Genomic DNA, 24,097 nt, shown 5'->3' with positions numbered 1-24,097 from the left:
CCTCTCACGTGCTGTTCACTGGGGGGGTGGGGTGCCGCAGGTTCGGGCCGCGGCACCCCAAGTCCTGCTACTCGGTCAGGTCTGCGACGCTGAGGCGGGGCCTGGCGGCCGGGACGGCTTCGGCGTAGGCGACGCCTTCGAGTTCCTCGGCGACGTAGGCGAGGCCGTGGAGGATGTCCGCAGCGATGAGCCGGGCGAGTTCACCGGTGGCGCGGGCGACGAGCATGGTCTGCGGCTGCTTCTGCCACTCGGCTTTCTCGGTGAGCTTCATCTGCTTGGCGCGTTCGATGGTCCACTCGACCTGCTGCCAGGCTTCAGACCCCTTGCGGCGACCCCGCATGACGCACACCGTCGGGGTGGAGTCGACGAGTTCCATTTCGTGGCCGTGCGAGAGGACGAGGGCTCGCATGGCGTGAGCTCGGAGTGCTGGGGTGCCCTGGATGATGTCGATCGATTTGAGCGACGCCATGGGCTGGAGGCCCAGTTCGTGGCCGGCGAGGATCACGGCGGTGACCTCTTCCGGCTTGCCGCGGAGCTGGCCGGCGAACGAGGTGGTGGCGAGCGACTGGGCGATCTGGGAGATGGCGCGGGCCTCACGGGCCCACTTCTCCATCTCGGACGGCTGAGTGTTCCGGGTGGGGGTCGCAGGCGCCTGCTCGGCGCCAGTAGTGGCCAGTTCGCTCATGTCAGGTACTCCTCGGTGTCGCGGATGGCGGCGTAGCGGGGCAGGGACAGGTAGGGGATTTCGGTGAGGTCGCCGTGCCAGTCCGGCCACTTGCCGTCGGCCTGGCACTGGGCGTAGATCTCGATGGCCCGGCGGTTCTTCGCAGCGCCGATGCGGCGGGCTTCGTCGTCGAGCTCGACCACGGTGACCAGGTACGGCGGGTTCTTGGCCTGGAAGGCGAACAAGAACCGGTGATCCCCGAGGCCGACCGCGGCGGCGCCGTCCGTGTAGAACGGGTCCTGCTGGTGGTAGCCGTAGGTGTCGATGGCTTTGGCGACGGCGGACGGTGCCGCGTCGGTGGTGGTCTTGTAGTCGACGATGACGCCGGGGCGGCGCCAGTCGGGCCGGCAGCGGAGCCAAATCCCAGTGGCCGGGTCCTGCCAGAAGATCGACTCTTCTGCGACGCCGGTCCCGGGCCGGAACAGGGCGCCCGCCACCGGGTGCCTCCGGATCGCGGCGGCCATCTCCTCGATCTGGTCGTACTCGTGCTTCTTGAGCGGGATCCCGCCCTCGGCTCGTATGGCTGCGACCTCGGCCCGTATGGCATCGGTGTTCCACAGGGGCGCGTCGACCACGACGAGTTCGGGGCCTTCGTCTAGGACGAGCTTGTGGGCGGCGTGCCCGTAGTCGAACGTCTTCTTCGCCGGCTGCGGGTTGTCCTGCTCCCACCGGTACAGGGCGGGGCAGCCGGGCGGCAGGAGACGGCGGGCACCTGACGAGGAGAGGCTGCCGCCGGGGACCGGATCGCGGTGGTAGTCCTCGGCGGTCATCTCGTAGATGCCAGGCTCGGTGACGGTGATCACTGCCCCGGGTTCCCGCGCATGGCCTCGCCGACGAGCGCCGCGAGTTCTTCGTCGGAGGCGGCGTAGAAGGCGTCTGCCTTGGTGATGGCGTCGTACACGTCGCGGGCCCAGCGGGCGTCGCCCAGCGCGGTGTGGGCTTCGGTCTTTGCCGGCGGTTCGATGCCCATCAGGCGGGACAGCTCGTAGGACTTCCAGCCGTCCGCCAGCAGGGCATCCGCCCGGCCGTAGAACTCTGCGTCGCACTGCTGCTTGGTCAGCGTGTACGCCTGCCCGTACAGGTGGCCGACCGCGAGAGCAGCAATGTCGACGGTCCGGTAGTGCCAGGCCGGCGTGGCGCCTGCCGCGTTGAACAACTTCCTCAGGAACCGCTCGTCGAACGCCGGGTTGGAGCCGACGAGGATGCTGCCATCGAGGAGCGCCATCAGGTCGAGCATCAGGTCCCGGCCGGAGACGGGACGGTTGGCTGCCATGGTGCCGGTGGCCATCTGGACGGCGAGTTCTCCGTCCGGCATGGCAAGCCGCTGGTGGTAGCGGTTGATGTCCAGGGCTTCGGGGTCGGCCTCGGCGAGGCTGGTGCGGATCTGCCACAGGTACTCGGCGTCCGGGTGGCCGGGGCGCCGGTGGATGACGGCGATTTCCCATGCGTCGTGGTGGTCGACGTCGAGGCCGGTGGTCTCGGTGTCGATGAAGGCGAGCGGCCTCGGCGCCTTCGGGGTGGTCTGGGTGCTCACGAGTCCTCGTTTCAGGGTGTGGCGGGCCGCGGGCGGGCGGTGTGCCCGTCCGGGGCGGTGGTTGGGGCGCCGGGGCGGCCGGCCAGGGCACGACCGACCCGGCGGGTATCAGGCGGCGTAGTGCTCGGGGTGCACGATCCGCATGACCCGGTCGAACGCGTCGTTGAAGGCGTCGTCGTCGAGGTACATGAACGGCTCGTTGACTGCCATGCCGGAGATGATCGCGACGCCGTCGGTGTCGTCGCCCTCGTACCGGTCCGCCACCATGCGGATGTCCGCCTCGGTGACGGGACGCGGCTTCTTCACTTCGGCTGCGTCGCTCGGGTGCAGACCGCCGTGGCCTTGGACGGTGTCCCAGTAGCGCTGGCGCAGCTCGGCGTTCGGCAGGATCGCAGCCCTGATCTGCTCGTTCGAGGCCGTCCAGTCGGCGAGCTGGGCGATGGCTTCCGCCGCTTGCGTGGCGTCGGTGCTGTCTTCGAATGAGGCGATGGCCAGCCCGGAGTGGTGCCCGAGAGTCCAGCGGTAGCGGCTGTCAGGGGTCACGGTGTCGGGGATCTGGTAGACCAGCAAGCCGGGTACGGGCTGCCTAGCCTCGACGGTGAAGATCCCGTCGTGGGTCAAGATCGAGTGCTCTGCGGTTTCCACGACTGCTCCTGCGTGTGGTTGGTGGCTGACGTCGCGGTCCGTGGGATGCGCGGCGTCAGCGGTTCAGGCGGCCTGCTGGGCGCGGGCCAGGCGGTGCGAGACGTCCTCGCGGGGGCAGACCGTGCCGCCGGTCGGCAGCTGGGTCCAGCCGGCAGCGACCGCCTCGGTCTCGCCTTCCTGCGTGGATCCGAAGAGGGCGACGTGGTCGCCGTTCTCGAGGGCGCGAAGGCAGGTGTCGCAGTCGACGACGAAGCTGGTGACGGGACGGAAGCTCATCGCAGGGCCCCCTTCGCCGCTGCCTCGTGGAGGGGCAGGACGCGTATCGGGCGGCGGGGCGGGGTGGCGTTGGCCGGACGGCTGCCTTCCCCGCGGGCTATGAGGCTCATGCGGGCACTCCCGGCTGGTCGTCGTCGAGGGCGGGCTCGGCGGCGAGGAGGTGGGCGATCTGCTCGTCGCGTTCAGCGAGGGTGGACTCCAGCTCGGCGATGCGAGCCACCAGCCCTTCCACCTTGCTGACCGAGGTGACGTGGTCGAGCGCGTTCTCCCAGGGGCAGTTGCCCGACGAGTGCTCGCCGATGACCTCGAGCGGGGCTACCGCATAGGCGAGCCGGTCGGCCATGTGGTGCATGAAGTCCCGCTCGCGCATGGTCTCGTTCAGGGCGCGGTCCAGATCGGCGGCATCGGATCGGAGCTGCTGTTGGTGCTGCTCCGTCTCGTGCTCCGGCGTGAATACCTGGGTGCCGTGCTTGACGGCCGTGGCGCAGGGCCAGACCGTCGACCAGCCGTCGCCCCAGCAGACGGTGCACAGCCAGGCGTTCGGCTTTCCGCAGCTCTCGAAGACCGGAAGGTGGAAGCGAGCCGGCAGGTCCGCCTTCTCCTGCTCGGTCATCTCGGTGAGGACTTCCCAGCAGGGCATGTCCGGCGGCTGGATGAGCATGGCCCGCTGGGCGCACTCGTCGTCCTCGACGGGCTTGCCGTCCTTGACCGCGGCGCGGCAGGTGCCGCAGGCGGACGGGTCGGCGTGCTGACCACGCGAGGCGACGTGCTTATCGATCTGCTGCTGCCAGAAGGGGTCACGCTCGGCGAGGCGGGTGTCAGCGTCCATCGGAGGCCACCGCCTCGGCGTCTACGGGGAAAGCCCTGTCGAGCATCTGTCGGATCTCGGTCGCGTCGCGCTCGGTCAGCTCGACGCGGAGCAAGTTCTCGCTGGAGCCGTTGTACTTGGGGCCCGCGAGTCGGTAGCCCCAGCCGTGGTTGTTCTCGTCGAGCTCCGCGATGTTGAGTTGGAGTTTCTTGGTCCAGCCGTCACGGTCGACGTCCATCACGAGACGGGCGGGCTTCTGGTCAGGCACTTCGGCCTCCGGTCTGGATGTGGCGCCCGAGGGCGATGAGCAGGAGCGAGGCGACACCCGCGAGGGCGTCCAGGACTGCGATACGGCGGAGGGTCATGACCGGCTCCCGATCCGCGCCATCCACTCGTCAGGCGTTTCGACGTAGCCAGCCCTGACGGAATCCGCGTAGTTCTTGTCGACGGCGCGTTCCGGCGCCTCGGGCTCGACGGGCGGGTCGGACAGCAGGGGCGACGTCACGGTCTCGATGCGGGCCATCACGCCGCCTCCGCCCAGTCCGTGGCCCGCTGGCGGGCGAGGTGGCAGTCGATGAGGTACTGGCCGACGACGGTCGACGACCACGTGTTCTGCGGGTCGAACAAGTCCCGATACCACTGGTCCTCGGCGGCCAGAGCGGCCTGCAAGACGTCCTCGGGACGCTGCTCCGACGGGGCGCTCACGACGCCACCGCCTTGAGTGCCCCGTAGCTCCCCAGCCCGTAGTTCTGTAGCTGGTCGTACCGGGCGACCGCCCACTTCAGCGCGTAGCACTGGTAGATGAAGTGGTAGTCCAGCTGGCTGGTCTGCCAGTCGAAGATGTCGTCGAAGGTGAAGCCGCCGGTCTCGCGGATGGACACCTTGTGGTCCTTGCTGGTCTGCTTGTGGACGTAGAACTGCCAGCGGCAGGCCGAGTCGTAGGAGTCGTGGTCCTCGGCTGCCCCGCACGAGCATTCGCTGCGGTAGGTCATGCCGTGCTGGAACTCGCTGACGAGGCGCTTGGCGTTCTGCTCGTCGTCCATCCACTCGTCGCCGAGCAGCTCTTCGGCTACGGCCTCGCGCAGGCCGTCCGGAGCCCATCCGTCGTTGACGGCTTCGGACACCCGCTCGTTGACCAGTCGTTCCAGGGTGTCCCGGTCGTATTCCTCGACCGAATGGCGGCCGTTGACCAACTTGCCCGCCCAGTGAGCCGGGTCGACCCGGACGCGGCGGATCCAGGCGAGCATGTCCAGGGTGTCGTCGCCCTGTCGCTCGAAGTGGAAGGAGCCGTGGCTGCCAGCGACGAGGAGGTTGTACGGCCAGGTGATGACGGTCAGCCGGGTCCAGCTGGCCGGAGCGCCACAGGCGAGATGCCGGTAGACGCCGTTCTCCTGCTGGATGAGCATCTTGCCGTCGAGCAGGTCGTGTGCGGCCTGCTTCTGGATTTCGGCGTAGCGGGCGCTCACGACTGGCCTCCGGGCTTCTTCGGGGTGCAGCAGCCCGGGTGGGTGATCAGCACCATGTCGAGGGCGTAGGCGATCCGGTCGGACTCGCTGTGCGACGCCTCACGGGCGGCACGCAAGGTCTCGCAGTCGGCGGCCTGCTTCAGCTCAGCCGCAGTGCGCAGCGGCTCCGGGGGCAGCTCGGCGAGGGCCGGGGAGGCGGTGTCGGCCGGGAGGACACTGCTCGGGAGGACATCAGCCACGAGACTCACCGCCGTCCGCAAGCCGCAGCAGCTCATCGGCGACCCGGATGATCCCGACGTTCTCGGAGATCTGCGCGCCAGCACGGGCGCCGAAGGCCTTCTCGAACTGGCGGAGGTTGAGCGCGATCACGGCAGCCTCGGACAGGACCTCGGCGCGGTGCTGGTCCAGCAGGCGGTCGACCTGGGTACGCCAGTCGCTGTCGCCGGCATAGTTCAGGAGCCAGTCACGAGCCGTGGGGTTGGTGTCAGCCACGAGACTCACCAGCCTTGACCATGCGAGCGACGAACGCATCGATCGTGGCGTGCATGACCAGCTCGCCGTAGCTGAAGGCCAGTCGGCCGTCGATCCGCAGGACGGGAACCTCGTCAGCTTCAGCGGCGGCTCGCAGCGCGCGCTTGGCGTCGGCAGGCGTATACCGGGCGTAGAGGTTGCTCCGGCCGAGCAGCAGCTCGGCTGCCTCCGTCACGGGGTACAGCTGATCGGTGGGGTTGGGGTTGCCCGACTCGGCGGGCATGATGTGGGACATCGGGGTCCTCGTCTCTCTGCATGTAGGCGTGCAGGGGAGGTGGATTTCGGGAGGCCTCGGCCGGCGGTGTGTCGAAGCCCGCTGGTCGGGGCCGTTTGCCGCTTAGGCGGCAGCTGCGGAGGGGCGAGTGACGGGGCGTCGTCGCGCCGGTCGCCGCCGGCTCCGCGTCTCAGGCTTGTTGCGGTGACGCTCGGCGATCTCGGCGAGGTCGGTGTCGCTGAACTTCAGCTGGCCGGCCAGTCGGTGGCAGGGGAAGCCGTGGAGGTTGACTCCGTCGCGGAGCCACTTCTCGCCCCCCTTGCCCGTGTCCTCCGGCTTTCGAAGGCCGAGCCGGACCGCGGCTTCCGGAACGCTGTAGAAGTTCTCAAGGGTCTTCAGCTGGGGCGCCTTGGTGGCGGCCATGTCACTCCTTGCTGGGCTTGTCCTCGGTTGCGAGGAGACGGTCGTCGGTCACGCGGAGGGCAGTGCGGAGCGCCGCGTATATGGGGGGTCGCGGGTGGCGCCGGTGGCCGAGTTCAAGCTGGTCCAGGTACGGCCTGCTGATCCCGGCGGCGGCAGCACACTCGGCGAGTTCCATACCGAGTTCCTTGCGGCGTGTGCGGATTGCCGCCCCGTTCACCTCGAAGGTGGCTGGGGGTCTTTCCATGCCTCGAATCTAGATGGAGCATCTAGTCGCGTCTAGGGATACCGAGTAGTAACTTCTAATAATCTCTAGTGAGCTCTAGTCAGCTCCACCCGGACGGTCAAGTTCTGGCCTCATGGGTAGCCGTTTCTAGCGGTAGCTAGAGGTAGCTGGGATGATGGGCGCCATGGCCGCAGCTACCGAAACCCCCACTGACCAGCAGACACTCCTGGGTGAGCTGGTCATGCAGCGCCGAATCGCGCTCGGGTACACGCAGGTCCAAGGCTCCAAAGCCTGCGGGCTGTCTGGGCAGACCTACTGGAACGTCGAGCACGGCCGACCGGCCAGCCCGACCACATACGCCAAGGTTGAGCACGGGTTCGGCATGCGCGCGGGATCCTGCAGGGCCGTGCTCGACGGGGCCGACAGCATCACCCTGACCGACGGAACCGAGCTGATCTCTGGAGCGCAGATTCAGCGCATCCCTGCCGAGCAGCTGGCTGATGACGTTCGCGCGGCAGTCAACTCGGCAGCGCGGCTCACCCTGCCGGACGTTACCCACCGCCAGACCGAGGCAATGACGGAGAGGGTCGTGGAAGAACTCCGTCGCCTTGGCCTGCTCCCTGAGGCCTCTTGAGCACCCCCACTCTCTGCAAGCGGGCCGTGACTCATTTGTAACACTGGCCAGACGGGCAATATTCAACCAATGGGTGCCCAACAGGCGTTCGGTCTGTCAGGCTTTAGAGCACCTGGAGGGGTTCTCCGCAAGGCGAGGGGGACCTATGAGCACTGTCATCGAACTTGATCTGGGACCCGGCCACGAGGCCCACGTGTTCCGGATCAACGACAAGATGGTGTGTGTCCTGGCCCCGCAAGCGGCCACCGACGCGGAGATCCAAGGCCGCGTCCGGCGACTGATGCAGAGCCAGGGAGTTGACTGCTCGACGTGTCGCGGGTGCCCCGTCGGCGCGTCACAGTAGTCCGATGCGGAAGGGCCGGCGGCTGGGGTGCCCGCCGGCGCATCCGTCGTCCACTCTCCAGATGACGTAAGGGGATGCTCCATGCCCTTTGTTGAGCAGCGCGGCAACAAGTTCCGGGTCAAGTGGTGGGCCGGCGAGTACCTGGACAACGGGAAGAAGAAGTACGAGTCCGAGTCCGGCTTCGATGAGTGGGACAAGGCCAACGACTTCGGCCTCGACCGTGAGTACGAGGTGCGGCACGGCACTCACCATCGCAAGGCGGCAGGCGACCTCCTCTTCAAGGACTACAGCCTGCCAATCTGGCTGGCCGACCAGGACCTGCGGCCCGAATCGGTCAAGTCTTACCGGTCCATGATCAAGGCGCAGATTGATCCCGTCTGGGGGCGCCGGCGCGTCGGCGACATTGCCACACCTGAGTACCTCGCCTGGAAGAACCAGCTGGCTGCGAAGGTCGAGGCCAAGGAACTTTCCCGGACCTACGTGAACGACGTTCTCATGGTCTTCGGCATGCTGATGGCCGACGCGGTGGAGCGCTACAAGTACCGCAAGGACGTGCCGATCCCTCGGGCGGCGCCGCGGCGTGGCCGCTACGTGAAGAAAACCCGGAAGGTCAAGCGCGCGCTGGGCATGGCGCCGGTGTATCAGCTGGCTGTCAACGCCTACGTTGTGTGGGGCTTCACGGGCTGGGTGTACATCTGGCATGCCGCCTTCACGGGCATGCGGCCGGGTGAGATGTACGGCCTTCAGAAAGCCTTCGCCGCGCCGAGCTGGCCGGCCAGCGAGCCGCCAGGGCAGCGGCGGCTTGAGGCCATGGACCGGTACGCGAAGGTGGCGGCGACCAGGGTCGAGTACCAGCACCAGTGGGTGGACGGCAAGAAGACCCTGACGGCGCCGAAGTACGAGAGTCATCGCACCCTCGTGACGCCGCCGTTCCTTAGCGAGATGCACCGCGAGCTGGCTGCCACTGGAAGCTCGCGGTGGTTGTTCCCCGCCATGAACGGCGGCGACCTCCTGGGGGCCCGGTTCGACCGCGACTACTGGAGCCCGATCCGCGACGGCTCCCCAGCACGGGAGGCGCGACGGGATTTCGCCCGCCCAGCCATCCCGCCCGTGGCCGAGTTCGCAGGGCTGCCGATCTACCGCCTCCGGCACTGGATGAAGGAATGCCTCGACGAGGAGGGGCACTCCGAGGTCGCGGTAGAGACCCGCATGGGACATGAGCTCGCCGGCGTGAAGGGCTTGTACAGCAACCTGACACCGAAGATGGAGGCCGATATCATCGAGTCTCAGCAGGTCAGGTGGGATGCCTTCCATCAGGCAGCAGGGGGCCTTTGGATGCCGCCGTTTCCCAGTTCTCTCCCAGTCGATCTTGACGGGGTGGAAGACTCGCAGATCAGCGACCATGATCCGCATTCTGTCTCTACAGGGCCAAGCTGATTCGCCAGTTCTCGGGCGAATGGGAGATGACGGCCATCGGGGAGTTTGTGAAGTCCCGCACAGTGCGCGGGATGGTCAAGCCCGGCTCCCAGACACTCTGAGCAGGTGGGCGGGCACATGGAGCCACCATGACCGGCGTGCCGCCGGTCCGAGGTGATGGATTCCACCCTTAATCCGGAGGTGACTGTCAGTGCCCGCCCGTAGCCTTGAAAGCATGTACAGCACACTCCGGCCCGTGGGTCCCGCCCGCCCGTCCGCCGCAGAGGCGAACGAGGCGATACGGCACCTCGTCGAGACCCGGGTGGCAGACGAGTGGCCCTCCGAGGCGTATGAGTTCCTGCTCGAGGAATGGGCCGCCGCCAGTCGCGCCGAGATCGCCGAGGTCGCCGCCGCCCCGTGAAGGGGCGGCGGCGCAGCCGTCGATCGTGATGCCGGCCGCCGGTCGTGCCGCCGGCCGGCCTTCGGGCGTCAGTGTGCGCGCCGCCACGGTCCGGTGATGGCCAGCATGATGCCGGGCTCCTGGATGTTGGCGTACAGGGTGCGCCCGTCCGGGGAGAAGCAGACCCCCGTGAACTCGGAGTACTCGGGCTCCTGCGCCGTCCCCAGGTTCAGCTCGTTGCGCGCCAGCGGGTAGGTGCGTCCGGACTCGGTGGCGCCGAACAGGTGCTGCAGACCGCTGCCGTCCTCGGCGATGACCAGACCGCCGTACGGGGAGACGGTGATGTTGTCGGGGCCGTCGAAGGAGCCGTCCTTCGCCGGGTCCGCGTTCACTCCGAGCACGACCGTCAGCCGGATCGTGCGCCGCTTCGGGTCGTAGAACCACACCTGGCCGTCGTGGGCGGTGCCGGGGCTCTCCTCACGCGCGTACGAGGAGACGAAGTACGCGCCGCCGTCGGCCCACCACATGCCCTCCAGCTTGCGGGCGCGGGTCACCGTGCCGTCCGCGAACTGCCTGCGCACCGACACCGTCCGCGCGTCGCGGTCCGGCACGCTCACCCAGTCGACGCCGTAGACCGTGCCGATCCGCGTCGCGCGCGAGAGGTCGTCCACGAAGCGGCCCGCGCTGTCGAAGCACTTGGCGGCGGCCAGCACGCCGGCGTCGGCCGCGAGGGTGCGGAGCTTGCCGCGTCCGTGGCGGAAGCCGCTCGGCGGGGTCCAGCGGTAGAACAGCCCGTTGGGGCCGGAGGCGTCCTCGGTCAGGTAGGCGTGGCCCTGGCGCGGGTCGATGACGACCGCCTCGTGGGCGTAACGGCCGAAGGCCTTGACCGGCTTCGGATCGAGGTTGGCGCGCCGGTCGTGCGGGTCGACCTCGAACACGTACCCGTGGTCCTTGGTCATCCCGTTCTTGCCGGCCAGGTCCTCGGTCTCCTCGCAGGTTAGCCAGGTGTCCCAGGGGGTGGCGCCGCCCGCGCAGTTGGTTGACGTACCGGCGACGCCCACCCATTCGGCGACCTCTCCGCCGCGGCGGACCTCGACGACCGTGCAGCCGCCGGCCGCGGCCGGGTCGTAGACGAGGCCCTCGGTCAGCGGGACGGGGTGGGCCCAGTTGGCCCGCCTGCCCTTGAGCTCGTGGTTGTTGACGAGGAGGGTGACCCCGCGGTGGCCCTCGAAGGCGGCCGTGCCGTCGTGGTTGGACGGGGTGGACTCGCCGGAGTCGAGGCGGGTGACACCGCTGTGGGTGATCACACGGTAGCTGAACCCGGCGGGGAGGGCGAGCAGTCCGGCCGGGTCCGGGACAAGCGGCCCGTACCCGGGCTCGCAGGGCCGGCCGTGCTCGTCGCGCAGGGTGCTGTCGTCGGCCGCCAGTGCTCCCGGGGCGGTGGCGAGGGCGCCGACCGTCCCGGTGAGCGCCACTCCCGCGCCGGCGATGACGGTGCGGGCGGTGAAGTCTCTACGGCTGAGCGGCATCGGGTCTCCAGGGGTGGGGAGGTGGTGCGCCTGTCGTGCGGTCGTCGGCGCACACGCTCCCGCCCGCACGTGAACGGCGGCTGAACTACCCGGGACGGGGAGCGGACCCCTTGCCGGTGGCCGCAATGGCCAACTCCGGCTCAGGAACGGCGCGTTCCGGGCTCCGCTCCCCCCGAGCCCCCTCGCCGATCGCCGCCCCGGTCCCCGCCGCCCCACCGGCACCGTGCGGCGCCCGGCCACCGGCACCGTGCGGTGCCCGGCCGCCGGCAGCGTACGGCGCCCCGGCCACCGGCACCGCGGGGTCTCCCCAGCGTCAGCCCTGTCGCGAACGTGCCTTGAAGGCGGCCTTCCGGGCCTCCTTGGCCGCCTTCCTGTCCGGGTGCATCCGGCCCATCGCCTCCAGCACGGACACCGTCGCCGGGTGCTCCACCCGCCAGACCTGGTCGAAGAACCCCGCGTGGTGGGCGGTCAGCGACTGCATCAGCAGCGGCAGTTCCTCCGTCTCCCCGTCCGCGGCGAGCTGCGCCGCGATCGTGTCGACGGTCAGCCAGAACACCATGGCCCCGTCCGGCGCCGGTACGTCGGCCACCCCGCGCTCGGCGAGCCACACCCGGGCGAGCCCGCCCAGCTCCGGGTCGTCCAGCACCGCCCGGACCGCCGGCTCGGCCTCCGGGCCGGCCGGTGCGAGGGCCTGCTGGCAGCGCAGCCGGCGCAACGGGCCGCCCTCGTCGGCGCCCCGGGCGGCGGCCAGCAGCTCGGCGACCGCGACCGGCACTTCGCGGCCCGCGAGCCACTGCTCGATCTCGGCCTGGGCCGCGCCCTCGGGGTAGCCGGAGACGGCGTCGAGCAGGGCGTCCGCGCCCTTGTCGGCCAGTTCACCCACGGCGGGGGCGGCGACCCCGGCCTCCAGCATGCGGGCGCGGATCCCGTACAGGCCGAGCGGGGTCAGCCGCACCATCCCGTACCGGGAGACGTCCTCGTCGTCGAGGGCGCCGGCCACCGGACCGGCCGCGAGCTCCTCGTCGTCGGCCTCCGCCATGAGCGCCTCGTCGACGGGCCGGAACTCGACGAGCCCGATCGGCTCCAGCTGCCGGAACTGGTCGTCGAGGCGCATCATCGCGTCCGAGACCTGCTCCAGCACGGCGTCGGTGGGATCGCGCATGTCCTCGGGGACGACCATCGAGGCGGCGAGCACGGGCAGCGGGACCGGCCCGTCCGATGCGCCGTGTTCGGAGACGGAGAGCAGGTAGAGGTTGGCGAGGACCCCGTCGAGGAAGTCCGCCTCGCGGCCGGGATTCCAGTCGAGCCGGTCGAAGTCGATCTCACCGCCCGCGTCCAACGCGTCGACGAGGTCATCCAGATCGGGCACGGCCGCGTCGGCGAGCACGGTGTCGAGGGCCGCCAGCCACAGGTCGAGCACGTCACCGGGCGCGCCGCCGGTCACCAGCGCCAGGTCCTCGCCGGGCACGGCGGTGCCGGACTCCTCCTCGGCGCCCCCACCGCCATCACCGCCGTCACCCCGGTCACCCCCGTCACCCCCGTCATCGGGTTCGGTCACGTCGACGAGGCCGGTGTCCACGGCGACCCGCCAGGCCTGGCTCGCGAGCACCGGCCCCTCCTCGTCGGCGGGGTCGAGTCCGAGCACGGCGGCGGCCTCGGGCAGCTGGACGGCGGCGAGTTCGCCGCCGACGCCGACGCGGGTGTCCGGTCCGGCCCAGCGGGCCAGCCGTACGGCGCGGGCGAACAGCGGGGCGGCAAGGGCCTCGCGGGCCAGTTCCGCATCGGAGGGCAGCCGTACCGGCGGCAGCGTGGGGTGCGGCTCTGCGGACATGGGGCGGTCTCCTCGCGGACGCGGTGGGGCGGCGGGCACGGCGCCCGTCGGGCGGCCGTCCGGCGAACCAGAGTAGACGCATTTCGGGCGCGCCCGGTGGGCCATCTCCTTTGGTTCATCCCACAGTCAGCCGCCGTATGCCCTGGAGACCTTGACAACTTCCCTGGTCACACAGGAAATTGACGCGCGTAGATCTATGGGGAACCGGCGGGACTCCTGCGGATCTCCTGCGGCTCAGCCGTGGAACCTCCGTACGAATCCGGCCAAAACCACGCATCACCCTTCGTTTTCCTTCCTCCACACACCGGAGTTCCTGACCATGCGCTCCTCGCATCCCCGTTCCGCCGCCGTCTCGGCACTCGTCGCCACCGCCCTGGCCACCGGTCTGCTGGCGGGCACCGCCGACGCGGCCGAAGGCGCCGCGTCCGCCGATCCGATACGCATCCACGACATCCAGGGCACCACCCGGATATCCCCGCTCAACGGCAAGCAGGTGGCCGATGTCGCGGGCATCGTGACGGGTGTGCGCACCTACGGCTCGCGCGGCTTCTGGATGCAGGACCCGGACGCCGACGACAACGACGCGACCAGTGAGGGCATCTTCGTCTTCACCAGCTCCGTCCCGACCGTGGCCGTCGGCGACGCCGTCAAGGTCTCCGGTCTGGTCGGCGAGTACACCCCCGGGGGCGTCTCCTCCGGCAACCAGTCGGTCACCCAGATCTCCAAGCCCGCCGTGACCGTGCTCTCCTCGGGCAACGCGCTGCCCGAGGCCACCGCGATCAACGAGTACAACGTGCCCGCCGCGTACGCCCCGGCGGGCGACCCGGCCGCCGCGAACAGCATCAACGGCCTGACGCTGGAGCCCTCGCGCTACGCCCTGGACTTCTACGAGTCCCTCGAGGGCATGAACGTGAAGATCGGCACCTCGCGGGTGGTCGGCGCCACGGACCCGCACGCGGAGCTGTGGGTCACAGTGAAGGGCTGGGAGAACACCGCCAAGCGCGGCGGCACGCTCTACGGTTCGTACGAGTCCCAGAACACCGGCCGGCTCCAGATCCAGCAGCTCGCGCCGCTCGCGCAGCAGCCCTTCCCGGTGGCGAACGTCGGCGACAAGCTGACCGGCACCACCGAGGGCCCGCTGGACTTCAACCAGTTCGGCGGCTACACGCTGGTGGCCCGCACCCTCGGCACGGTCACGGCGGGCACCCTCGCCCCCGAGAAGACCAAGGCCCAGGCGCCCGGCGAGCTCGCGGTGGCCACGTACAACGTGGAGAACCTCGACCCGACCGACCCCCAGGAGAAGTTCGACAACCTGGCCAAGGCGGTCGTCGAGAACCTCGCCTCGCCCGACATCGTGGCCCTGGAGGAGATCCAGGACAACAACGGCGCCAAGAACGACGGCACCGTCTCGGCCGAGGAGACCATCAAGAAGTTCACCGCGGCCATCGTGGCGGCGGGCGGCCCGGCCTACGAGTGGCGGACCATCAACCCCGAGAACAACAAGGACGGCGGCGAGCCCGGCGGCAACATCCGCCAGGTGTTCCTCTTCAACCCCGCCCGCGTCTCCTTCACCGACCGCGCCGCGGGCGACTCGCTGACCGCGACCGGCGTGACCAAGGAGAACGGCAAGGCCGCCCTGACCCACTCCCCCGGCCGGATCGACCCGGCCAACCCGGCGTGGGCCGACAGCCGCAAGCCGCTGGCCGGCGAGTTCGTCTTCCGCGGCCGCACGGTCTTCGTCATCGCCAACCACTTCGGCTCCAAGGGCGGCGACGAGGGCCTGACCTCGGTCCACCAGCCCCCGGTCCGCTCCTCGGAGGCCAAGCGGCTGCTCCAGGCGCAGGCGGTGAACTCCTTCGTCAAGGACCTCCTCGCGGCCGACAAGAACGCGGACGTCCTCGCCGTCGGCGACATCAACGACTTCGAGTTCTCGGGCACCGCGAAGGCGCTGGAGGACGGCGGGGCGCTGTACTCCGCGATCAAGTCGCTGCCGAAGGCGGAGCGCTACTCGTACGTGTACCAGGGCAACGCACAGGTGCTGGACCAGATCCTGACCAGCCCGGCGATCAAGAACTTCACGTACGACAGCGTGCACATCAACGCGGAGTTCTCGGCGCAGAACAGCGACCACGACCCGCAGGTGCTGCGCTTCCGCCCGTGACCCCGGCGCGGACCTGAGTCACAGGGGGCCCGGACGCGTCTGCTCCGGGCCCCCTGCCACACTTCCGGTCATGATCTTCCGTATCGCCACCCGTGATGACCTGCCCGTCGTACTGGGCCTGCTGGCGGACGCCGGCGAGGAGCGGGCCGAGGTCACCGAGGCGCACGAACGGGCCTTCGCCGCCATCGAGGCGGACCCCCGCAACGAGATGCTGGTCCTCGCCGAGGCCGGGACGGGGACGGTACTGGGCTGCCTGCAGCTGACGTACGTCCCCGGCCTCGGCCAGGGCGGATGCGAACGGGCGCTGGTCGAGGCGGTACGGGTGCGCGCCGACCGGCGGGGCGGCGGGCTCGGCGCGGAGCTGATGCGGCTCGCGGTGGTGCGGGCGCGCGGGCGCGGCTGCGGGCTGGTGCAGCTGACCAGCAACAAGCAGCGGGCGGACGCCCACCGCTTCTACGAGCGGCTGGGCTTCGCGCGCAGTCACGAGGGGTTCAAGCTGCGTCTGGAGCAGTGAGCGAGTGGGCGCCCGCGCCGCGCGGGGGCCTCTGGGGGGAAGTCGGGGACTTTCGGCCCTGGCGTGACGCTCGCCACATCGTGACCCATTCGACCCGGGTTGTGGTGTTGAGTGTCCCCACGCTCCACCATGTCCCCCCGCGCCCCCGGAGGACCGCGTGTTCGCCTCGCTCTCCCTCGCCCAGGAAATTGGCCTCGCCGTCCTGCTCGTGGCCGCCGCCGTGTGGGTGCTCGGCTTCGGCCACATGCTGTGGGACTCCCGCTTCCACCACGCGGAGCCCGGCGCTCACGAGGGCATCGCGGTGATCCCGGCCCAGCGCAGCGCGGCGACGCACCCGATGGAGTCGGTCGAACTGACCGAGGCCGAGGAAGAGGCCTTCGCGGGTCTGATCCGCAGCCTCCCCCTCCACTGACCCGCCCGCCTCCGGCGGCGCCCTCCCCCGCTCGGGGCGGGAGGACGTCCCCGGACGCGGCACGGGAGAGGCACGACGCCCTCACCGCCCCCTGTCGGGGCCGGTGAGGGCGTCGTGGCGTGCCGGGCCGCCGGTCCGGTCACGGCCGTCAGTTGTGGCTGTGCAGGACCTCGTTCAGGCCGCCCCAGACCGCGTTGTTCGGGCGGGCCTCGACCGTGCCGGTGACCGAGTTGCGGCGGAAGAGGATGTTGCTCGCGCCGGAGAGCTCCAGGGCCTTGACGATCTGGCCGTCCGGGAGGGTGACGCGGGTGCCCGCGGTCACGTACAGGCCGGCCTCGACGATGCACTCGTCGCCCAGGGCGATGCCCACGCCCGCCTCGGCGCCGATCAGGCAGCGCTCGCCGATCGAGATGATCTGCTTGCCGCCGCCCGAGAGGGTGCCCATCGTGGAGGCGCCGCCGCCGATGTCGGAGCCGTTGCCGATCACGACGCCCGCCGAGATGCGGCCCTCGATCATGGAGGTGCCGAGGGTGCCGGCGTTGAAGTTGACGAAGCCCTCGTGCATGACGGTGGTGCCCTCGGCGAGGTGCGCGCCCAGGCGGACCCGGTCCGCGTCGGCGATGCGCACGCCCTTGGGGGCGACGTAGTCCGTCATCCGCGGGAACTTGTCGATCGAGGTGACCTGGAGGTACAGGCCCTCGGCGCGCGCGTTCAGCCGTACGGTCTCCACCTGGTCGACGGCGACCGGGCCCAGCGAGGTCCAGGCGACGTTGGCCAGCAGCCCGAAGACGCCGTCCAGGCTCTGGCCGTGCGGCTTGACCAGGCGGTGGCTGAGCAGGTGCAGGCGCAGGTACGCGTCGTGCGCGTCCAGCGGCTTGTCCTCCAGGGAGGAGATCACGGTGCGGACGGCTACGACCTCGACGTCGCGGACCGCGTCCAGGCGGATCGCCTTGGCCGCGGCGGCACCCAGGAGCTGCACGGCCTGGTCGGCGGTGAGGCGCTCGGTGCCGGCCGGGCCGGGCTCGGCGACCAGCTCGGGGGCGGGGAACCAGGTGTCGAGGACGGTGCCGTCGGCGGCGATGGTGGCAAGTCCGGCGGCGACGGCGCCGGTGGTACGCGTAGCAGTCATGCCCGAAACCTAACCGGCGACGGCCCGAGGGTGCGAACCGGTCTCATGTGCCGGTCGTGCAGCGTGTCGCGCCGCGCGGCCTGCCTCGCGCCGCGCCGCGTACAGCACGGCCGCGCCCGCGCCCGCCGCCAGTGCGGCGCACAGCGGCCACAGCAGCCCCGGCGCGGCCGTGTAGAGGGCTCCGCCGAGCGGCGGCCCCAGGACGACGCCGCTGACCGAGACCCCGGCGTACAGGCTCTGGAACCGTCCCATGGCGTGCTCGGGCGCCTGGTCGGCGACGTACGCGGTGGCGGTGGTCTTGTACAGGATCTCGCCGAGGCTGAGCAGCACCATCATGGCGGCGGCGCTCTCGATCCCGACCCCGGCCAGCAGGGCCGCGTACCCGGCGCCGACCAGGAGGAGGCCGGCCCCGACGACGGGCAGCGGCGGCCGGGCGCGCAGCGCGACGGCCGCCGGGAGCTCCAGCAGCAGGATGACGGCGCCGTTGAGGGCGATGACGAGTCCGAACGAGCGGGTGTCGAACCCGTGGTCGGCGAGGAAGACGGGGAACGTGCCGTACTGCTGGCGGTAGACGAGGTCGGTGACCAGGATCGCGCCGAGCAGGACGAGAACGGCCGGGCGGGCCCGGAGCTCCTCCCACACGCCGCGGCCCAGACCCCCGTCCGGGGCCGCGGCGGTGCGTGAGGCGCCGCGGGCCGGGACGACCCGCGCGGTCCAGAGGGCGAAGAACAGGGTGCCGAGGCCGTCGCCGACGAAGAGCCAGTCGTACGAGAGCCCGGTCGCGATCAGGGCCCCGAGGGGCGGGCCGAGGGTGAAGCCGCCGTTGGAGACGCAGCGGACCACCGCGAAGGCCTGCCGGCGGGCCCCCTCGGGAACGGTGACGGCGACCAGCGCCGAGTTGGCGGCCCGGACCACGCCGGAGGCGTACTGGGCCAGCGGCAGGGCCGCGTAGAGCGCGGCGGTGGGCAGCAGCGGGAACGACATCAGGGCGAGGCCGCCTGCGGTGGACGCGGCGAGCAGCACCCGGCGGTGGCCGAAGCGGTCGCCGTACCAGCCGCCTGTGAGGTTCCCGGCGACGAGGCCGACGCCGCCGATGCCGGTGACCAGGCCCGCCTGGGCGGTGCCGAGGCCGCGCGGGCCGGTCAGGTACAGGAAGACGAAGACGAACGTGAAGCTGACGACGGCGTTGACGAACACCCCGGCCGCCAGCAGCCACACCACTCTGGGCACGTCCTTGAGGCCCTGCACCACGCCACCCACTCCCCCGCGGTTCCCCGGAAATCAGTAAGTTCCTTTTGGGAACGGACTATGTCAGCATGACAGCCTTGGGTCAACGGACAAAGGAGCCCCCATGGCCCAGCGCACACCCCTCGACGACGCGGACTGCGCCATCGCCCAGGCCCTCGACGTGGTCGGCGACTGGTGGACGCTGCTGATCGTGCGCGACGCGGCGCGCGGCGTGCACCGCTTCGACGCGTTCCAGCGCGAGCTGGGCCTGTCCCGCAAGGTGCTGGCCGAGCGGCTGAAGCTGCTGGTCGAAGCCGGGGTGCTGACGCGAGAGCCGTACCAGGAGCGTCCGGTACGGCACGAGTACCGGCTGACCCCGCGCGGGCGGGGGCTGCTGCCGGTCCTGGTGGCCCTCCAGGACTGGGGAGACACCTGGGTCCTGGGAGAGGGAGAGATGACGGCGACGACGCAGGAGGCCTCGCGGGAGGCGGAGCGGGTGCACGCGCTGCGCGGGACGCGGCTGCCGGAGCTGGTGCTGCCGGACCGGTTCGGGGAGGTCCGGGATCCCGTGGCGGACACGCCGTTCACGGTCCTGTACTGCTTCCCCGGTGCGTACGCCCGGGCCGCGTCCTATCCGCCGGGGTGGGCCGGGATCCCGGGGGCGAAGGGCTGCACCTTCGAGTCGTGCACGTACCGGGACCAGCTGGCGGAGTTCACGGCGGCGGGGGCGACGGTGCACGGGGTGTCGACCCAGCGGCCCGACGAGCAGCGGGAGTTCGCCGAGGCGGAGGGGCTGAGGTTCCCGCTCCTGTCGGACGCGGACCTCGCGCTGACCTCGGCGCTGCGGCTGCCGACGTTCCGGGCGGCGGGGGTGAGCCGGCTGAAGCGGTTGACGCTGGTGGTGGACCGCGAGCGCACCGTGCGCGAGGTGATCTACCCGATCCCGGACATCGAGGCGAGCGTCACGGCGGCCCTGACCGCGGTCCGCGCGGGCGCCTGACCCCGGCCGACGGGGCGGCGCCCGCCCGGGCCGGGGCCGCCGCCCGCGTCGGGGACCGGCGGGATCGCCGGGTCCGGCGGGGCAGGCCCGCCAGCCTCGACCGTGAACAGCGTGCCGATCGCGGCGGGGGCGGCCGTGCCGGCCCCGGCCCGCCCGTACGCAACTGCCGTGCGGCCTCGTCCCGGGGCCGGGGCCCGGGTCAGTTCAGCGTGAACCAGGCCGTCCGCGCCTTCTTCCACTCCGGGTGCGTGAGGTCCTTGGCGTCGACCCCGTCGCCGTACAGGTCCGCGGACCCGCTGTCCGTGATCAGCTGGACCCGCGCCCCCGCCACCGACAGGTCCGGCACGTCCACGACGGCCTCCCAGCCGCCCGGGTCCGCCGTCGGCAGGTCGGCCCGCTTGACCGGGGCGTGTCCCGCGACGCCGTCCCACTGGTAGAGCGCGTACGGGTCCGAGTTGTCGTCCGCGGCCCAGGAGCCGGCCAGGATCAGGTACTGGTTCGCCGCGTTCTTGCGGATGTCACGGATCGCCAGCCCGCCCAGGTCGAGCTCGATGCCCGCCCCGAAGGTGGCCTTGGTCCCGCTGGAGAGGACCTTGTCGAAGTTGGTCACCGGCACGATCAGCGCCTTGCCGCCCGGCACCGCCGGGGCCAGCGGGGCACGGAAGCCCAGGTAGGCGGTGGTGGTCGAGCCCGGGGCGAACTCCAGGCCCTCCACGTTGAAGCCGTCGATCTGCTTGGGGGCCTCGCCGGCGGCCGTGCCCGCCGCGAAGCCGTAGCGGTTGCCGTTCGCCGTGTCCCAGGCCACCAGGTCGTCGCGGAGCCTCTTGTACGAGCGCCCGTACGCGAGCTGCGTGGCGGATCCGGAGCCGCTGACGGTGGTGGTGAAGACCGTGTTCCGGGGCGCCTTGTACTCGCCGTCCTTGTTGTTGCCGAGCGAGCCCGTCCAGTAGATGGTGTTGCCGATCAGGGTCGCCCCCTCGATGTCCACCTCCTTGGTGACACCGAGCTGCGAGCTGAAGTCCCAGGTGCGGACCGGGGCGGCCGAGTGCGTGCGGTCGTACAGGCGCAGCACGTTGTTCTCGTCGTCGGCGACGACGGTGTAGCCGCCGCCGACGTCCACGGCGGCCGAGGAGTCCGAGGCTCCGGAGAAGTAGCGGGCGTCGGCCGGGTTCTGCACGGCGGCCGAGGCGGCGTAGGAGAGGGTCTTGGTGGCGCTCTTGCCGCCCAGCCCGGTCACCTTGACGGTGAGGTCGGTGTAGCCGCGGCCCCGCGCGGTGACGGCCAGCTGCCGCACCGCCCCGGTCCCGGTGACGCTCACGTCTGCGGTCCCGGCGACCGAGGCCCTGCTCGACGCGGACGCGCTGACGGTCAGCGCGGACGCGTCGGCGCCGCTCTGCCCCACGGTCACGTTCACCACGGGGTCCCCGACCGCGCCGACGGCGCCGGACAGGTACGACGCGGACAGGCCGATGGTCGGCGTCCCGTACGTCACCGCCTGGGCGGGTGCGACGGTGACCGTCCCGGCGACGACGAGCGCCGCGAGCCCTGCGATGCCAAGCTGCTTCTTCATCGGTGTCCCCACGAGTCGGGCCGAGCGCGATCCACGCGTCACGCCGTGACGGCCGTCGAGCAGGTTCGGCCACCGTGGCCAACTTCCGGTGCACTCCAATCGTCCACCGGACGAACACGCAGGGCCTCCCGGAAGCCGCGGGGCCGCGCCCCCGCGGAGGCGGCGGAGGCCCGCCGGGACACGCGAAGGGCCCCCGGCGCGGTGCCGGGGGCCCTTCGTGAAGCGATACGGCTCAGACGTTGAAGCCGAGTGCGCGCAGCTGCTCGCGGCCGTCGTCCGTGATCTTGTCCGGGCCCCACGGCGGCATCCAGACCCAGTTGATCCGGAGCTCGCTCACGATGCCGTCCGTCGCCGACTTCGCCTGGTCCTCGATGACGTCGGTCAGCGGGCAGGCCGCCGAGGTGAGCGTCATGTCGAGGGTCGCGATGTTCGCGTCGTCGATGTGGATGCCGTAGATCAGGCCCAGGTTGACGACGTCGATCCCCAGCTCGGGGTCGACCACGTCGTAGAGGGCCTCGCGGACCTCCTCCTCGGTGGCCGGCTTGATCGACGCCTCGGCGGGCGTCGCGTTCTCGGTCATGCCGTCTTCCTCTCCGCGGCGTCGCCCAGTGCCTGGGCGGTCGCGTCCTTCCAGGCCATCCAGCTCAGCAGAGCACACTTCACGCGAGCCGGGTACTTGGAGACGCCGACGAACGCGACCGCGTCCTCCAGCACCTCCTCCATGGCCTCGTCGGGCTCGATCTTGCCCTTCGACTGCATCATCTCCAGGAACACGCCCTGGATCTTCTGCGCCTCGGCCAGCTCCTTGCCGACGAGCAGCTCGTTCAGCACGGACGCGCTGGCCTGGCTGATGGAGCAGCCCTGGCCCTCGTACGAGACGTCGGTGAGCGTCTCGCCGTCGTACTTCACGCGCAGCGTGATCTCGTCGCCGCACGTCGGGTTGACGTGGTGCACCTCGGCGTCGCCGTCGCGCAGGCCACGCCCGTGCGGGTGCTTGTAGTGGTCCAGGATCAGTTCCTGGTACATCGAATCCAGCTTCACTGCGTCGTCCTCGCCGCCCTCGTCAGCCGAAGAAGTTCCGTACGTGCTCCAGCCCGTCGATCAGCGCGTCGACGTCGGCCGGAGAGGAGTACAGGTAGAAAGACGCTCGCGTGGTCGCGGGAATTCCGTAGCGCAGGCAGACCGGGCGCGCGCAGTGGTGTCCCACGCGGACCGCGATGCCCTGCTCGTCCAGGACCTGGCCCACGTCGTGGGGGTGGATGTCACCGAGCGTGAAGGAGATCGCGGCGCCGCGGTCCTCGGCCGTCATCGGGCCGATGATCCGCAGGTCGGGGACCTCCAGCAGGCGCTTGACCGCGTACTCGGTGATCGCGTGCTCGTGCGCGGCGATCTTGTCCATGCCGATGGCGCTGAGGTAGTCCACGGCCGCGCCGAGGCCGACGGCCTGGGCGATCGGGGGCGTACCCGCCTCGAACTTGTGGGGCGCCGGGGCGTACGTCGAGGCGTGCATCGACACGGTCTCGATCATCTCGCCGCCGCCGAGGAACGGGGGCAGGTCCTCCAGGAGCTCCTGGCGGCCCCAGAGCACGCCGATGCCGGTCGGGCCGCACATCTTGTGGCCGGTGAAGGCCACGAAGTCGGCGCCGAGCGCCTGCACGTCGAGCGGCATGTGCGGAGCGGCCTGCGAGGCGTCGATCAGCACCAGCGCGCCGACCTCCTGCGCGCGCCGGACGATCGCCTCGACCGGGTTGATCGTGCCCATGATGTTGGAGACCAGCGTGAAGGAGACGATCTTCGTCTTCTCCGTGATGACCTCTTCGATGTCGGACAGGTCGAGCCGGCCGTCGTCGGTCAGGCCGAACCACTTCAGCTTCGCGCCGGTGCGCTGCGAGAGCAGCTGCCACGGGACGATGTTGGAGTGGTGCTCCATCTCCGTGATGGCGATCTCGGTCTCGCGGTCGACCCGGTAGGGCTCGTCCGCCCAGCCGAGCATGTTCGCCACGAGGTTGAGCGATTCCGAGGCGTTCTTGGTGAAGATCACCTCGTCGCGGCTCGGCGCGTTGATGAAGGCGGCGACCTTGTCGCGGGCGCCCTCGTACAGCGCCGTGGCCTCCTCGGCGAGCACGTGCACGCCGCGGTGGACGTTGGCGTTGTGCTGCTCGTAGTACTCGTTCAGCGCGTCGAGCACCTGGCGCGGCTTCTGCGAAGTCGCCGCGTTGTCCAGGTAAACGATCTTCTTCCCGTCGTGGACCACGCGATCCAGAAGGGGGAAGTCCTTGCGGATCGCCTCGATGTCGAGGAGGCCAGGCAGCTGTGTCACGCGGTTGCGCCACCCTTCACGTACTTGTCGTAGCCCTCGGCCTCCAGCTGGTCCGCCAGCTCGGCGCCACCGGACTCGGCGATGCGGCCGTTCGCGAACACGTGCACGAAGTCGGGCTTGATGTAGCGCAGGATGCGCGTGTAGTGGGTGATCAGCAGCGTGCCGACCTCACCGGTCTCACGGACGCGGTTGACGCCCTCGGAGACGATGCGCAGGGCGTCGACGTCCAGGCCGGAGTCGGTCTCGTCGAGGATCGCGATCTTCGGCTTGAGGAGCTCCAGCTGGAGGATCTCGTGGCGCTTCTTCTCACCGCCGGAGAAGCCCTCGTTGACGTTGCGCTCGGCGAAGGCCGGGTCCATCTGGAGCTGCTCCATCGCGGACTTGACCTCCTTCACCCAGGTGCGCAGCTTCGGGGCCTCGCCGCGGATGGCGGTGGCCGACGTACGCAGGAAGTTGGAGACCGAGACGCCGGGGACCTCGACCGGGTACTGCATGGCGAGGAAGACGCCGGCACGGGCGCGCTCGTCGACGGACATCTCCAGGACGTCCTCGCCGTCGAGGGTCACGGTGCCACCGGTGATGGTGTACTTCGGGTGACCGGCGAGCGAGTACGCCAGGGTGGACTTGCCGGAGCCGTTGGGGCCCATGATGGCGTGCGTCTCACCCTGCTTGACGGTGAGGTCGACACCCTTGAGGATCTCGCGGGCGCCGTTCTCGGCCTCGACGGAGACGTGCAGGTCGTGGATTTCAAGCGTTGCCATGGATGC

At 70.4% G+C, this 24,097-nt stretch carries 31 protein-coding genes; 7 read left to right on the top strand and 24 right to left on the bottom strand.

Going from position 1 to position 24,097, the window contains the following annotated elements; all coding sequences use genetic code 11:
- Window positions 1-67 precede the first annotated feature (67 nt).
- The 15 genes from ACIPK4_RS11975 to ACIPK4_RS11905 all read right to left on the bottom strand — a co-directional run bounded on the left by ACIPK4_RS11975 (window position 68) and on the right by ACIPK4_RS11905 (window position 6,865).
- The gene (locus ACIPK4_RS11975; protein WP_402311424.1) at window positions 68-685 is read right to left on the bottom strand and encodes a hypothetical protein; all 618 of its coding nucleotides are present in this window, start codon (window positions 683-685) and stop codon (window positions 68-70) included.
- A complete protein-coding gene (locus ACIPK4_RS11970; RefSeq protein WP_402311421.1) occupies window positions 682-1,527 on the bottom strand; it encodes a PD-(D/E)XK nuclease-like domain-containing protein in 846 nt (281 codons plus the stop codon). Before ACIPK4_RS11970 ends, ACIPK4_RS11975 begins: the two co-directional genes overlap by 4 nt.
- Complete coding sequence (locus ACIPK4_RS11965) at window positions 1,524-2,258, bottom strand: hypothetical protein (protein WP_402311418.1); 735 nt, start codon at window positions 2,256-2,258, stop codon at window positions 1,524-1,526. The genes ACIPK4_RS11970 and ACIPK4_RS11965 overlap by 4 nt, the downstream gene beginning before the upstream one ends.
- 108 nt (window positions 2,259-2,366) lie before the next feature.
- The gene (locus ACIPK4_RS11960; RefSeq protein ID WP_402311416.1) at window positions 2,367-2,903 is read right to left on the bottom strand and encodes a hypothetical protein; all 537 of its coding nucleotides are present in this window, start codon (window positions 2,901-2,903) and stop codon (window positions 2,367-2,369) included.
- Between the two features lie 63 nt (window positions 2,904-2,966).
- A complete protein-coding gene (locus ACIPK4_RS11955; RefSeq protein WP_402311413.1) occupies window positions 2,967-3,179 on the bottom strand; it encodes a hypothetical protein in 213 nt (70 codons plus the stop codon).
- A 106-nt stretch (window positions 3,180-3,285) separates the two neighbouring features.
- A complete protein-coding gene (locus ACIPK4_RS11950; protein WP_402311411.1) occupies window positions 3,286-4,008 on the bottom strand; it encodes a hypothetical protein in 723 nt (240 codons plus the stop codon).
- Entirely contained in the window at window positions 3,998-4,255 is a 258-nt protein-coding gene (locus tag ACIPK4_RS11945) for a hypothetical protein (protein ID WP_402311409.1), read from the bottom strand. The genes ACIPK4_RS11950 and ACIPK4_RS11945 overlap by 11 nt, the downstream gene beginning before the upstream one ends.
- A gap of 93 nt (window positions 4,256-4,348) precedes the next feature.
- On the bottom strand, window positions 4,349-4,510 hold the full coding sequence (locus ACIPK4_RS11940; protein ID WP_402311406.1) for a hypothetical protein: 162 nt from the start codon (window positions 4,508-4,510) through the stop codon (window positions 4,349-4,351).
- Window positions 4,510-4,692 carry a hypothetical protein gene (locus tag ACIPK4_RS11935; protein ID WP_402311403.1) on the bottom strand — a complete coding sequence of 61 codons (183 nt, stop codon included), beginning with the start codon at window positions 4,690-4,692 and terminating at the stop codon, window positions 4,510-4,512. Before ACIPK4_RS11935 ends, ACIPK4_RS11940 begins: the two co-directional genes overlap by 1 nt.
- Window positions 4,689-5,453 carry a hypothetical protein gene (locus ACIPK4_RS11930; protein ID WP_402311400.1) on the bottom strand — a complete coding sequence of 255 codons (765 nt, stop codon included), beginning with the start codon at window positions 5,451-5,453 and terminating at the stop codon, window positions 4,689-4,691. The genes ACIPK4_RS11935 and ACIPK4_RS11930 overlap by 4 nt, the downstream gene beginning before the upstream one ends.
- Window positions 5,450-5,692 carry a hypothetical protein gene (locus tag ACIPK4_RS11925; RefSeq protein ID WP_402311398.1) on the bottom strand — a complete coding sequence of 81 codons (243 nt, stop codon included), beginning with the start codon at window positions 5,690-5,692 and terminating at the stop codon, window positions 5,450-5,452. The genes ACIPK4_RS11930 and ACIPK4_RS11925 overlap by 4 nt, the downstream gene beginning before the upstream one ends.
- Window positions 5,685-5,945 carry a hypothetical protein gene (locus tag ACIPK4_RS11920; protein ID WP_402311395.1) on the bottom strand — a complete coding sequence of 87 codons (261 nt, stop codon included), beginning with the start codon at window positions 5,943-5,945 and terminating at the stop codon, window positions 5,685-5,687. Before ACIPK4_RS11920 ends, ACIPK4_RS11925 begins: the two co-directional genes overlap by 8 nt.
- Window positions 5,938-6,219, bottom strand: coding sequence for a hypothetical protein (locus tag ACIPK4_RS11915; RefSeq protein ID WP_402311393.1), 282 nt, complete (start codon window positions 6,217-6,219; stop codon window positions 5,938-5,940). The genes ACIPK4_RS11920 and ACIPK4_RS11915 overlap by 8 nt, the downstream gene beginning before the upstream one ends.
- A gap of 102 nt (window positions 6,220-6,321) precedes the next feature.
- Entirely contained in the window at window positions 6,322-6,621 is a 300-nt protein-coding gene (locus ACIPK4_RS11910; RefSeq protein ID WP_402311391.1) for a hypothetical protein, read from the bottom strand.
- Between the two features lies 1 nt (window position 6,622).
- Window positions 6,623-6,865 (bottom strand): helix-turn-helix domain-containing protein, encoded by a 243-nt coding sequence (locus tag ACIPK4_RS11905; protein ID WP_402311388.1) that lies wholly within the window; start codon window positions 6,863-6,865, stop codon window positions 6,623-6,625.
- Between the two features lie 163 nt (window positions 6,866-7,028).
- On the opposite strand from ACIPK4_RS11905, the gene ACIPK4_RS11900 reads away from it, so the two are divergent.
- From ACIPK4_RS11900 to ACIPK4_RS11890, 3 genes are all read left to right on the top strand, one after another.
- Window positions 7,029-7,478, top strand: coding sequence for a hypothetical protein (locus ACIPK4_RS11900; protein ID WP_402311385.1), 450 nt, complete (start codon window positions 7,029-7,031; stop codon window positions 7,476-7,478).
- 424 nt (window positions 7,479-7,902) lie between these two features.
- Entirely contained in the window at window positions 7,903-9,258 is a 1,356-nt protein-coding gene (locus ACIPK4_RS11895) for an integrase (protein WP_402311382.1), read from the top strand.
- Window positions 9,259-9,472: 214 nt separating this feature from the next.
- A complete protein-coding gene (locus ACIPK4_RS11890) occupies window positions 9,473-9,658 on the top strand; it encodes a hypothetical protein (protein WP_054222719.1) in 186 nt (61 codons plus the stop codon).
- Window positions 9,659-9,726: 68 nt separating this feature from the next.
- Here the strand turns inward: ACIPK4_RS11890 and ACIPK4_RS11885 are convergent, their stop codons facing one another.
- Both ACIPK4_RS11885 and ACIPK4_RS11880 read right to left on the bottom strand, forming a co-directional pair.
- The gene (locus tag ACIPK4_RS11885) at window positions 9,727-11,166 is read right to left on the bottom strand and encodes an alkaline phosphatase PhoX (protein WP_402311379.1); all 1,440 of its coding nucleotides are present in this window, start codon (window positions 11,164-11,166) and stop codon (window positions 9,727-9,729) included.
- Between the two features lie 313 nt (window positions 11,167-11,479).
- The gene (locus ACIPK4_RS11880; RefSeq protein ID WP_402311378.1) at window positions 11,480-12,997 is read right to left on the bottom strand and encodes a hypothetical protein; all 1,518 of its coding nucleotides are present in this window, start codon (window positions 12,995-12,997) and stop codon (window positions 11,480-11,482) included.
- A gap of 319 nt (window positions 12,998-13,316) precedes the next feature.
- Between ACIPK4_RS11880 and ACIPK4_RS11875 the strand changes: the two genes are divergently transcribed.
- From ACIPK4_RS11875 to ACIPK4_RS11865, 3 genes are all read left to right on the top strand, one after another.
- Window positions 13,317-15,158, top strand: a complete 1,842-nt coding sequence (locus ACIPK4_RS11875) for an endonuclease/exonuclease/phosphatase family protein (RefSeq protein WP_402311375.1) — start codon at window positions 13,317-13,319, stop codon at window positions 15,156-15,158.
- Window positions 15,159-15,228: 70 nt separating this feature from the next.
- A complete protein-coding gene (locus ACIPK4_RS11870) occupies window positions 15,229-15,672 on the top strand; it encodes a GNAT family N-acetyltransferase (protein WP_402311372.1) in 444 nt (147 codons plus the stop codon).
- Between the two features lie 157 nt (window positions 15,673-15,829).
- Window positions 15,830-16,084: a hypothetical protein gene (locus tag ACIPK4_RS11865; RefSeq protein ID WP_054222724.1), complete on the top strand. Its 255-nt coding sequence runs from the start codon at window positions 15,830-15,832 to the stop codon at window positions 16,082-16,084.
- Between the two features lie 148 nt (window positions 16,085-16,232).
- Here the strand turns inward: ACIPK4_RS11865 and dapD are convergent, their stop codons facing one another.
- Both dapD and ACIPK4_RS11855 read right to left on the bottom strand, forming a co-directional pair.
- Window positions 16,233-17,213, bottom strand: a complete 981-nt coding sequence (gene dapD, locus ACIPK4_RS11860; RefSeq protein WP_054222725.1) for a 2,3,4,5-tetrahydropyridine-2,6-dicarboxylate N-succinyltransferase — start codon at window positions 17,211-17,213, stop codon at window positions 16,233-16,235.
- Between the two features lie 9 nt (window positions 17,214-17,222).
- Entirely contained in the window at window positions 17,223-18,461 is a 1,239-nt protein-coding gene (locus tag ACIPK4_RS11855; protein ID WP_402311808.1) for an MFS transporter, read from the bottom strand.
- Between the two features lie 103 nt (window positions 18,462-18,564).
- On the opposite strand from ACIPK4_RS11855, the gene ACIPK4_RS11850 reads away from it, so the two are divergent.
- Entirely contained in the window at window positions 18,565-19,440 is an 876-nt protein-coding gene (locus ACIPK4_RS11850; protein ID WP_402311369.1) for a winged helix-turn-helix transcriptional regulator, read from the top strand.
- Window positions 19,441-19,639: 199 nt separating this feature from the next.
- Here ACIPK4_RS11850 and ACIPK4_RS11845 read toward each other — a convergent pair whose 3' ends face one another.
- The 5 genes from ACIPK4_RS11845 to sufC form a co-directional block, all read right to left on the bottom strand.
- Window positions 19,640-21,010, bottom strand: a complete 1,371-nt coding sequence (locus ACIPK4_RS11845) for a DUF3616 domain-containing protein (RefSeq protein ID WP_054222727.1) — start codon at window positions 21,008-21,010, stop codon at window positions 19,640-19,642.
- Between the two features lie 232 nt (window positions 21,011-21,242).
- On the bottom strand, window positions 21,243-21,590 hold the full coding sequence (locus tag ACIPK4_RS11840; RefSeq protein WP_030160393.1) for a metal-sulfur cluster assembly factor: 348 nt from the start codon (window positions 21,588-21,590) through the stop codon (window positions 21,243-21,245).
- Window positions 21,587-22,051 carry a Fe-S cluster assembly sulfur transfer protein SufU gene (sufU, locus tag ACIPK4_RS11835; RefSeq protein ID WP_030160391.1) on the bottom strand — a complete coding sequence of 155 codons (465 nt, stop codon included), beginning with the start codon at window positions 22,049-22,051 and terminating at the stop codon, window positions 21,587-21,589. The genes ACIPK4_RS11840 and sufU overlap by 4 nt, the downstream gene beginning before the upstream one ends.
- A gap of 22 nt (window positions 22,052-22,073) precedes the next feature.
- Window positions 22,074-23,330 (bottom strand): cysteine desulfurase, encoded by a 1,257-nt coding sequence (locus ACIPK4_RS11830; protein WP_376191814.1) that lies wholly within the window; start codon window positions 23,328-23,330, stop codon window positions 22,074-22,076.
- Complete coding sequence (gene sufC, locus ACIPK4_RS11825) at window positions 23,327-24,091, bottom strand: Fe-S cluster assembly ATPase SufC (RefSeq protein ID WP_053785807.1); 765 nt, start codon at window positions 24,089-24,091, stop codon at window positions 23,327-23,329. The genes ACIPK4_RS11830 and sufC overlap by 4 nt, the downstream gene beginning before the upstream one ends.
- Between the last annotated feature and the right edge of the window lie 6 nt (window positions 24,092-24,097).

The organism is Streptomyces sp. NPDC086989, from assembly GCF_044745505.1.
Lineage (GTDB): Bacteria > Actinomycetota > Actinomycetes > Streptomycetales > Streptomycetaceae > Streptomyces.
Note: the sequence above shows the minus strand (reverse complement) of the source record. Positions and strands in the feature narration are given on the sequence as shown.

Bases quoted from the DNA above. Each gene is read 5' to 3' on its own strand.
- ACIPK4_RS11870 (WP_402311372.1), top strand. From the start codon at position 15,229: ATGATCTTCCGTATCGCCACCCGTGATGACCTGCCCGTCGTACTGGGC.
- ACIPK4_RS11845 (WP_054222727.1), bottom strand. From the start codon at position 21,010: ATGAAGAAGCAGCTTGGCATCGCAGGGCTCGCGGCGCTCGTCGTCGCC.
- ACIPK4_RS11940 (WP_402311406.1), bottom strand. From the start codon at position 4,510: ATGGCCCGCATCGAGACCGTGACGTCGCCCCTGCTGTCCGACCCGCCC.
- ACIPK4_RS11880 (WP_402311378.1), bottom strand. From the start codon at position 12,997: ATGTCCGCAGAGCCGCACCCCACGCTGCCGCCGGTACGGCTGCCCTCC.
- ACIPK4_RS11950 (WP_402311411.1), bottom strand. From the start codon at position 4,008: ATGGACGCTGACACCCGCCTCGCCGAGCGTGACCCCTTCTGGCAGCAG.
- dapD (WP_054222725.1), bottom strand. From the start codon at position 17,213: ATGACTGCTACGCGTACCACCGGCGCCGTCGCCGCCGGACTTGCCACC.
- ACIPK4_RS11915 (WP_402311393.1), bottom strand. From the start codon at position 6,219: ATGTCCCACATCATGCCCGCCGAGTCGGGCAACCCCAACCCCACCGAT.
- ACIPK4_RS11895 (WP_402311382.1), top strand. From the start codon at position 7,903: ATGCCCTTTGTTGAGCAGCGCGGCAACAAGTTCCGGGTCAAGTGGTGG.
- ACIPK4_RS11905 (WP_402311388.1), bottom strand. From the start codon at position 6,865: ATGGAAAGACCCCCAGCCACCTTCGAGGTGAACGGGGCGGCAATCCGC.
- ACIPK4_RS11975 (WP_402311424.1), bottom strand. From the start codon at position 685: ATGAGCGAACTGGCCACTACTGGCGCCGAGCAGGCGCCTGCGACCCCC.
- ACIPK4_RS11850 (WP_402311369.1), top strand. From the start codon at position 18,565: ATGGCCCAGCGCACACCCCTCGACGACGCGGACTGCGCCATCGCCCAG.
- ACIPK4_RS11840 (WP_030160393.1), bottom strand. From the start codon at position 21,590: ATGACCGAGAACGCGACGCCCGCCGAGGCGTCGATCAAGCCGGCCACC.
- ACIPK4_RS11955 (WP_402311413.1), bottom strand. From the start codon at position 3,179: ATGAGCTTCCGTCCCGTCACCAGCTTCGTCGTCGACTGCGACACCTGC.
- ACIPK4_RS11890 (WP_054222719.1), top strand. From the start codon at position 9,473: ATGTACAGCACACTCCGGCCCGTGGGTCCCGCCCGCCCGTCCGCCGCA.
- sufC (WP_053785807.1), bottom strand. From the start codon at position 24,091: ATGGCAACGCTTGAAATCCACGACCTGCACGTCTCCGTCGAGGCCGAG.
- ACIPK4_RS11910 (WP_402311391.1), bottom strand. From the start codon at position 6,621: ATGGCCGCCACCAAGGCGCCCCAGCTGAAGACCCTTGAGAACTTCTAC.
- ACIPK4_RS11875 (WP_402311375.1), top strand. From the start codon at position 13,317: ATGCGCTCCTCGCATCCCCGTTCCGCCGCCGTCTCGGCACTCGTCGCC.
- ACIPK4_RS11885 (WP_402311379.1), bottom strand. From the start codon at position 11,166: ATGCCGCTCAGCCGTAGAGACTTCACCGCCCGCACCGTCATCGCCGGC.
- ACIPK4_RS11900 (WP_402311385.1), top strand. From the start codon at position 7,029: ATGGCCGCAGCTACCGAAACCCCCACTGACCAGCAGACACTCCTGGGT.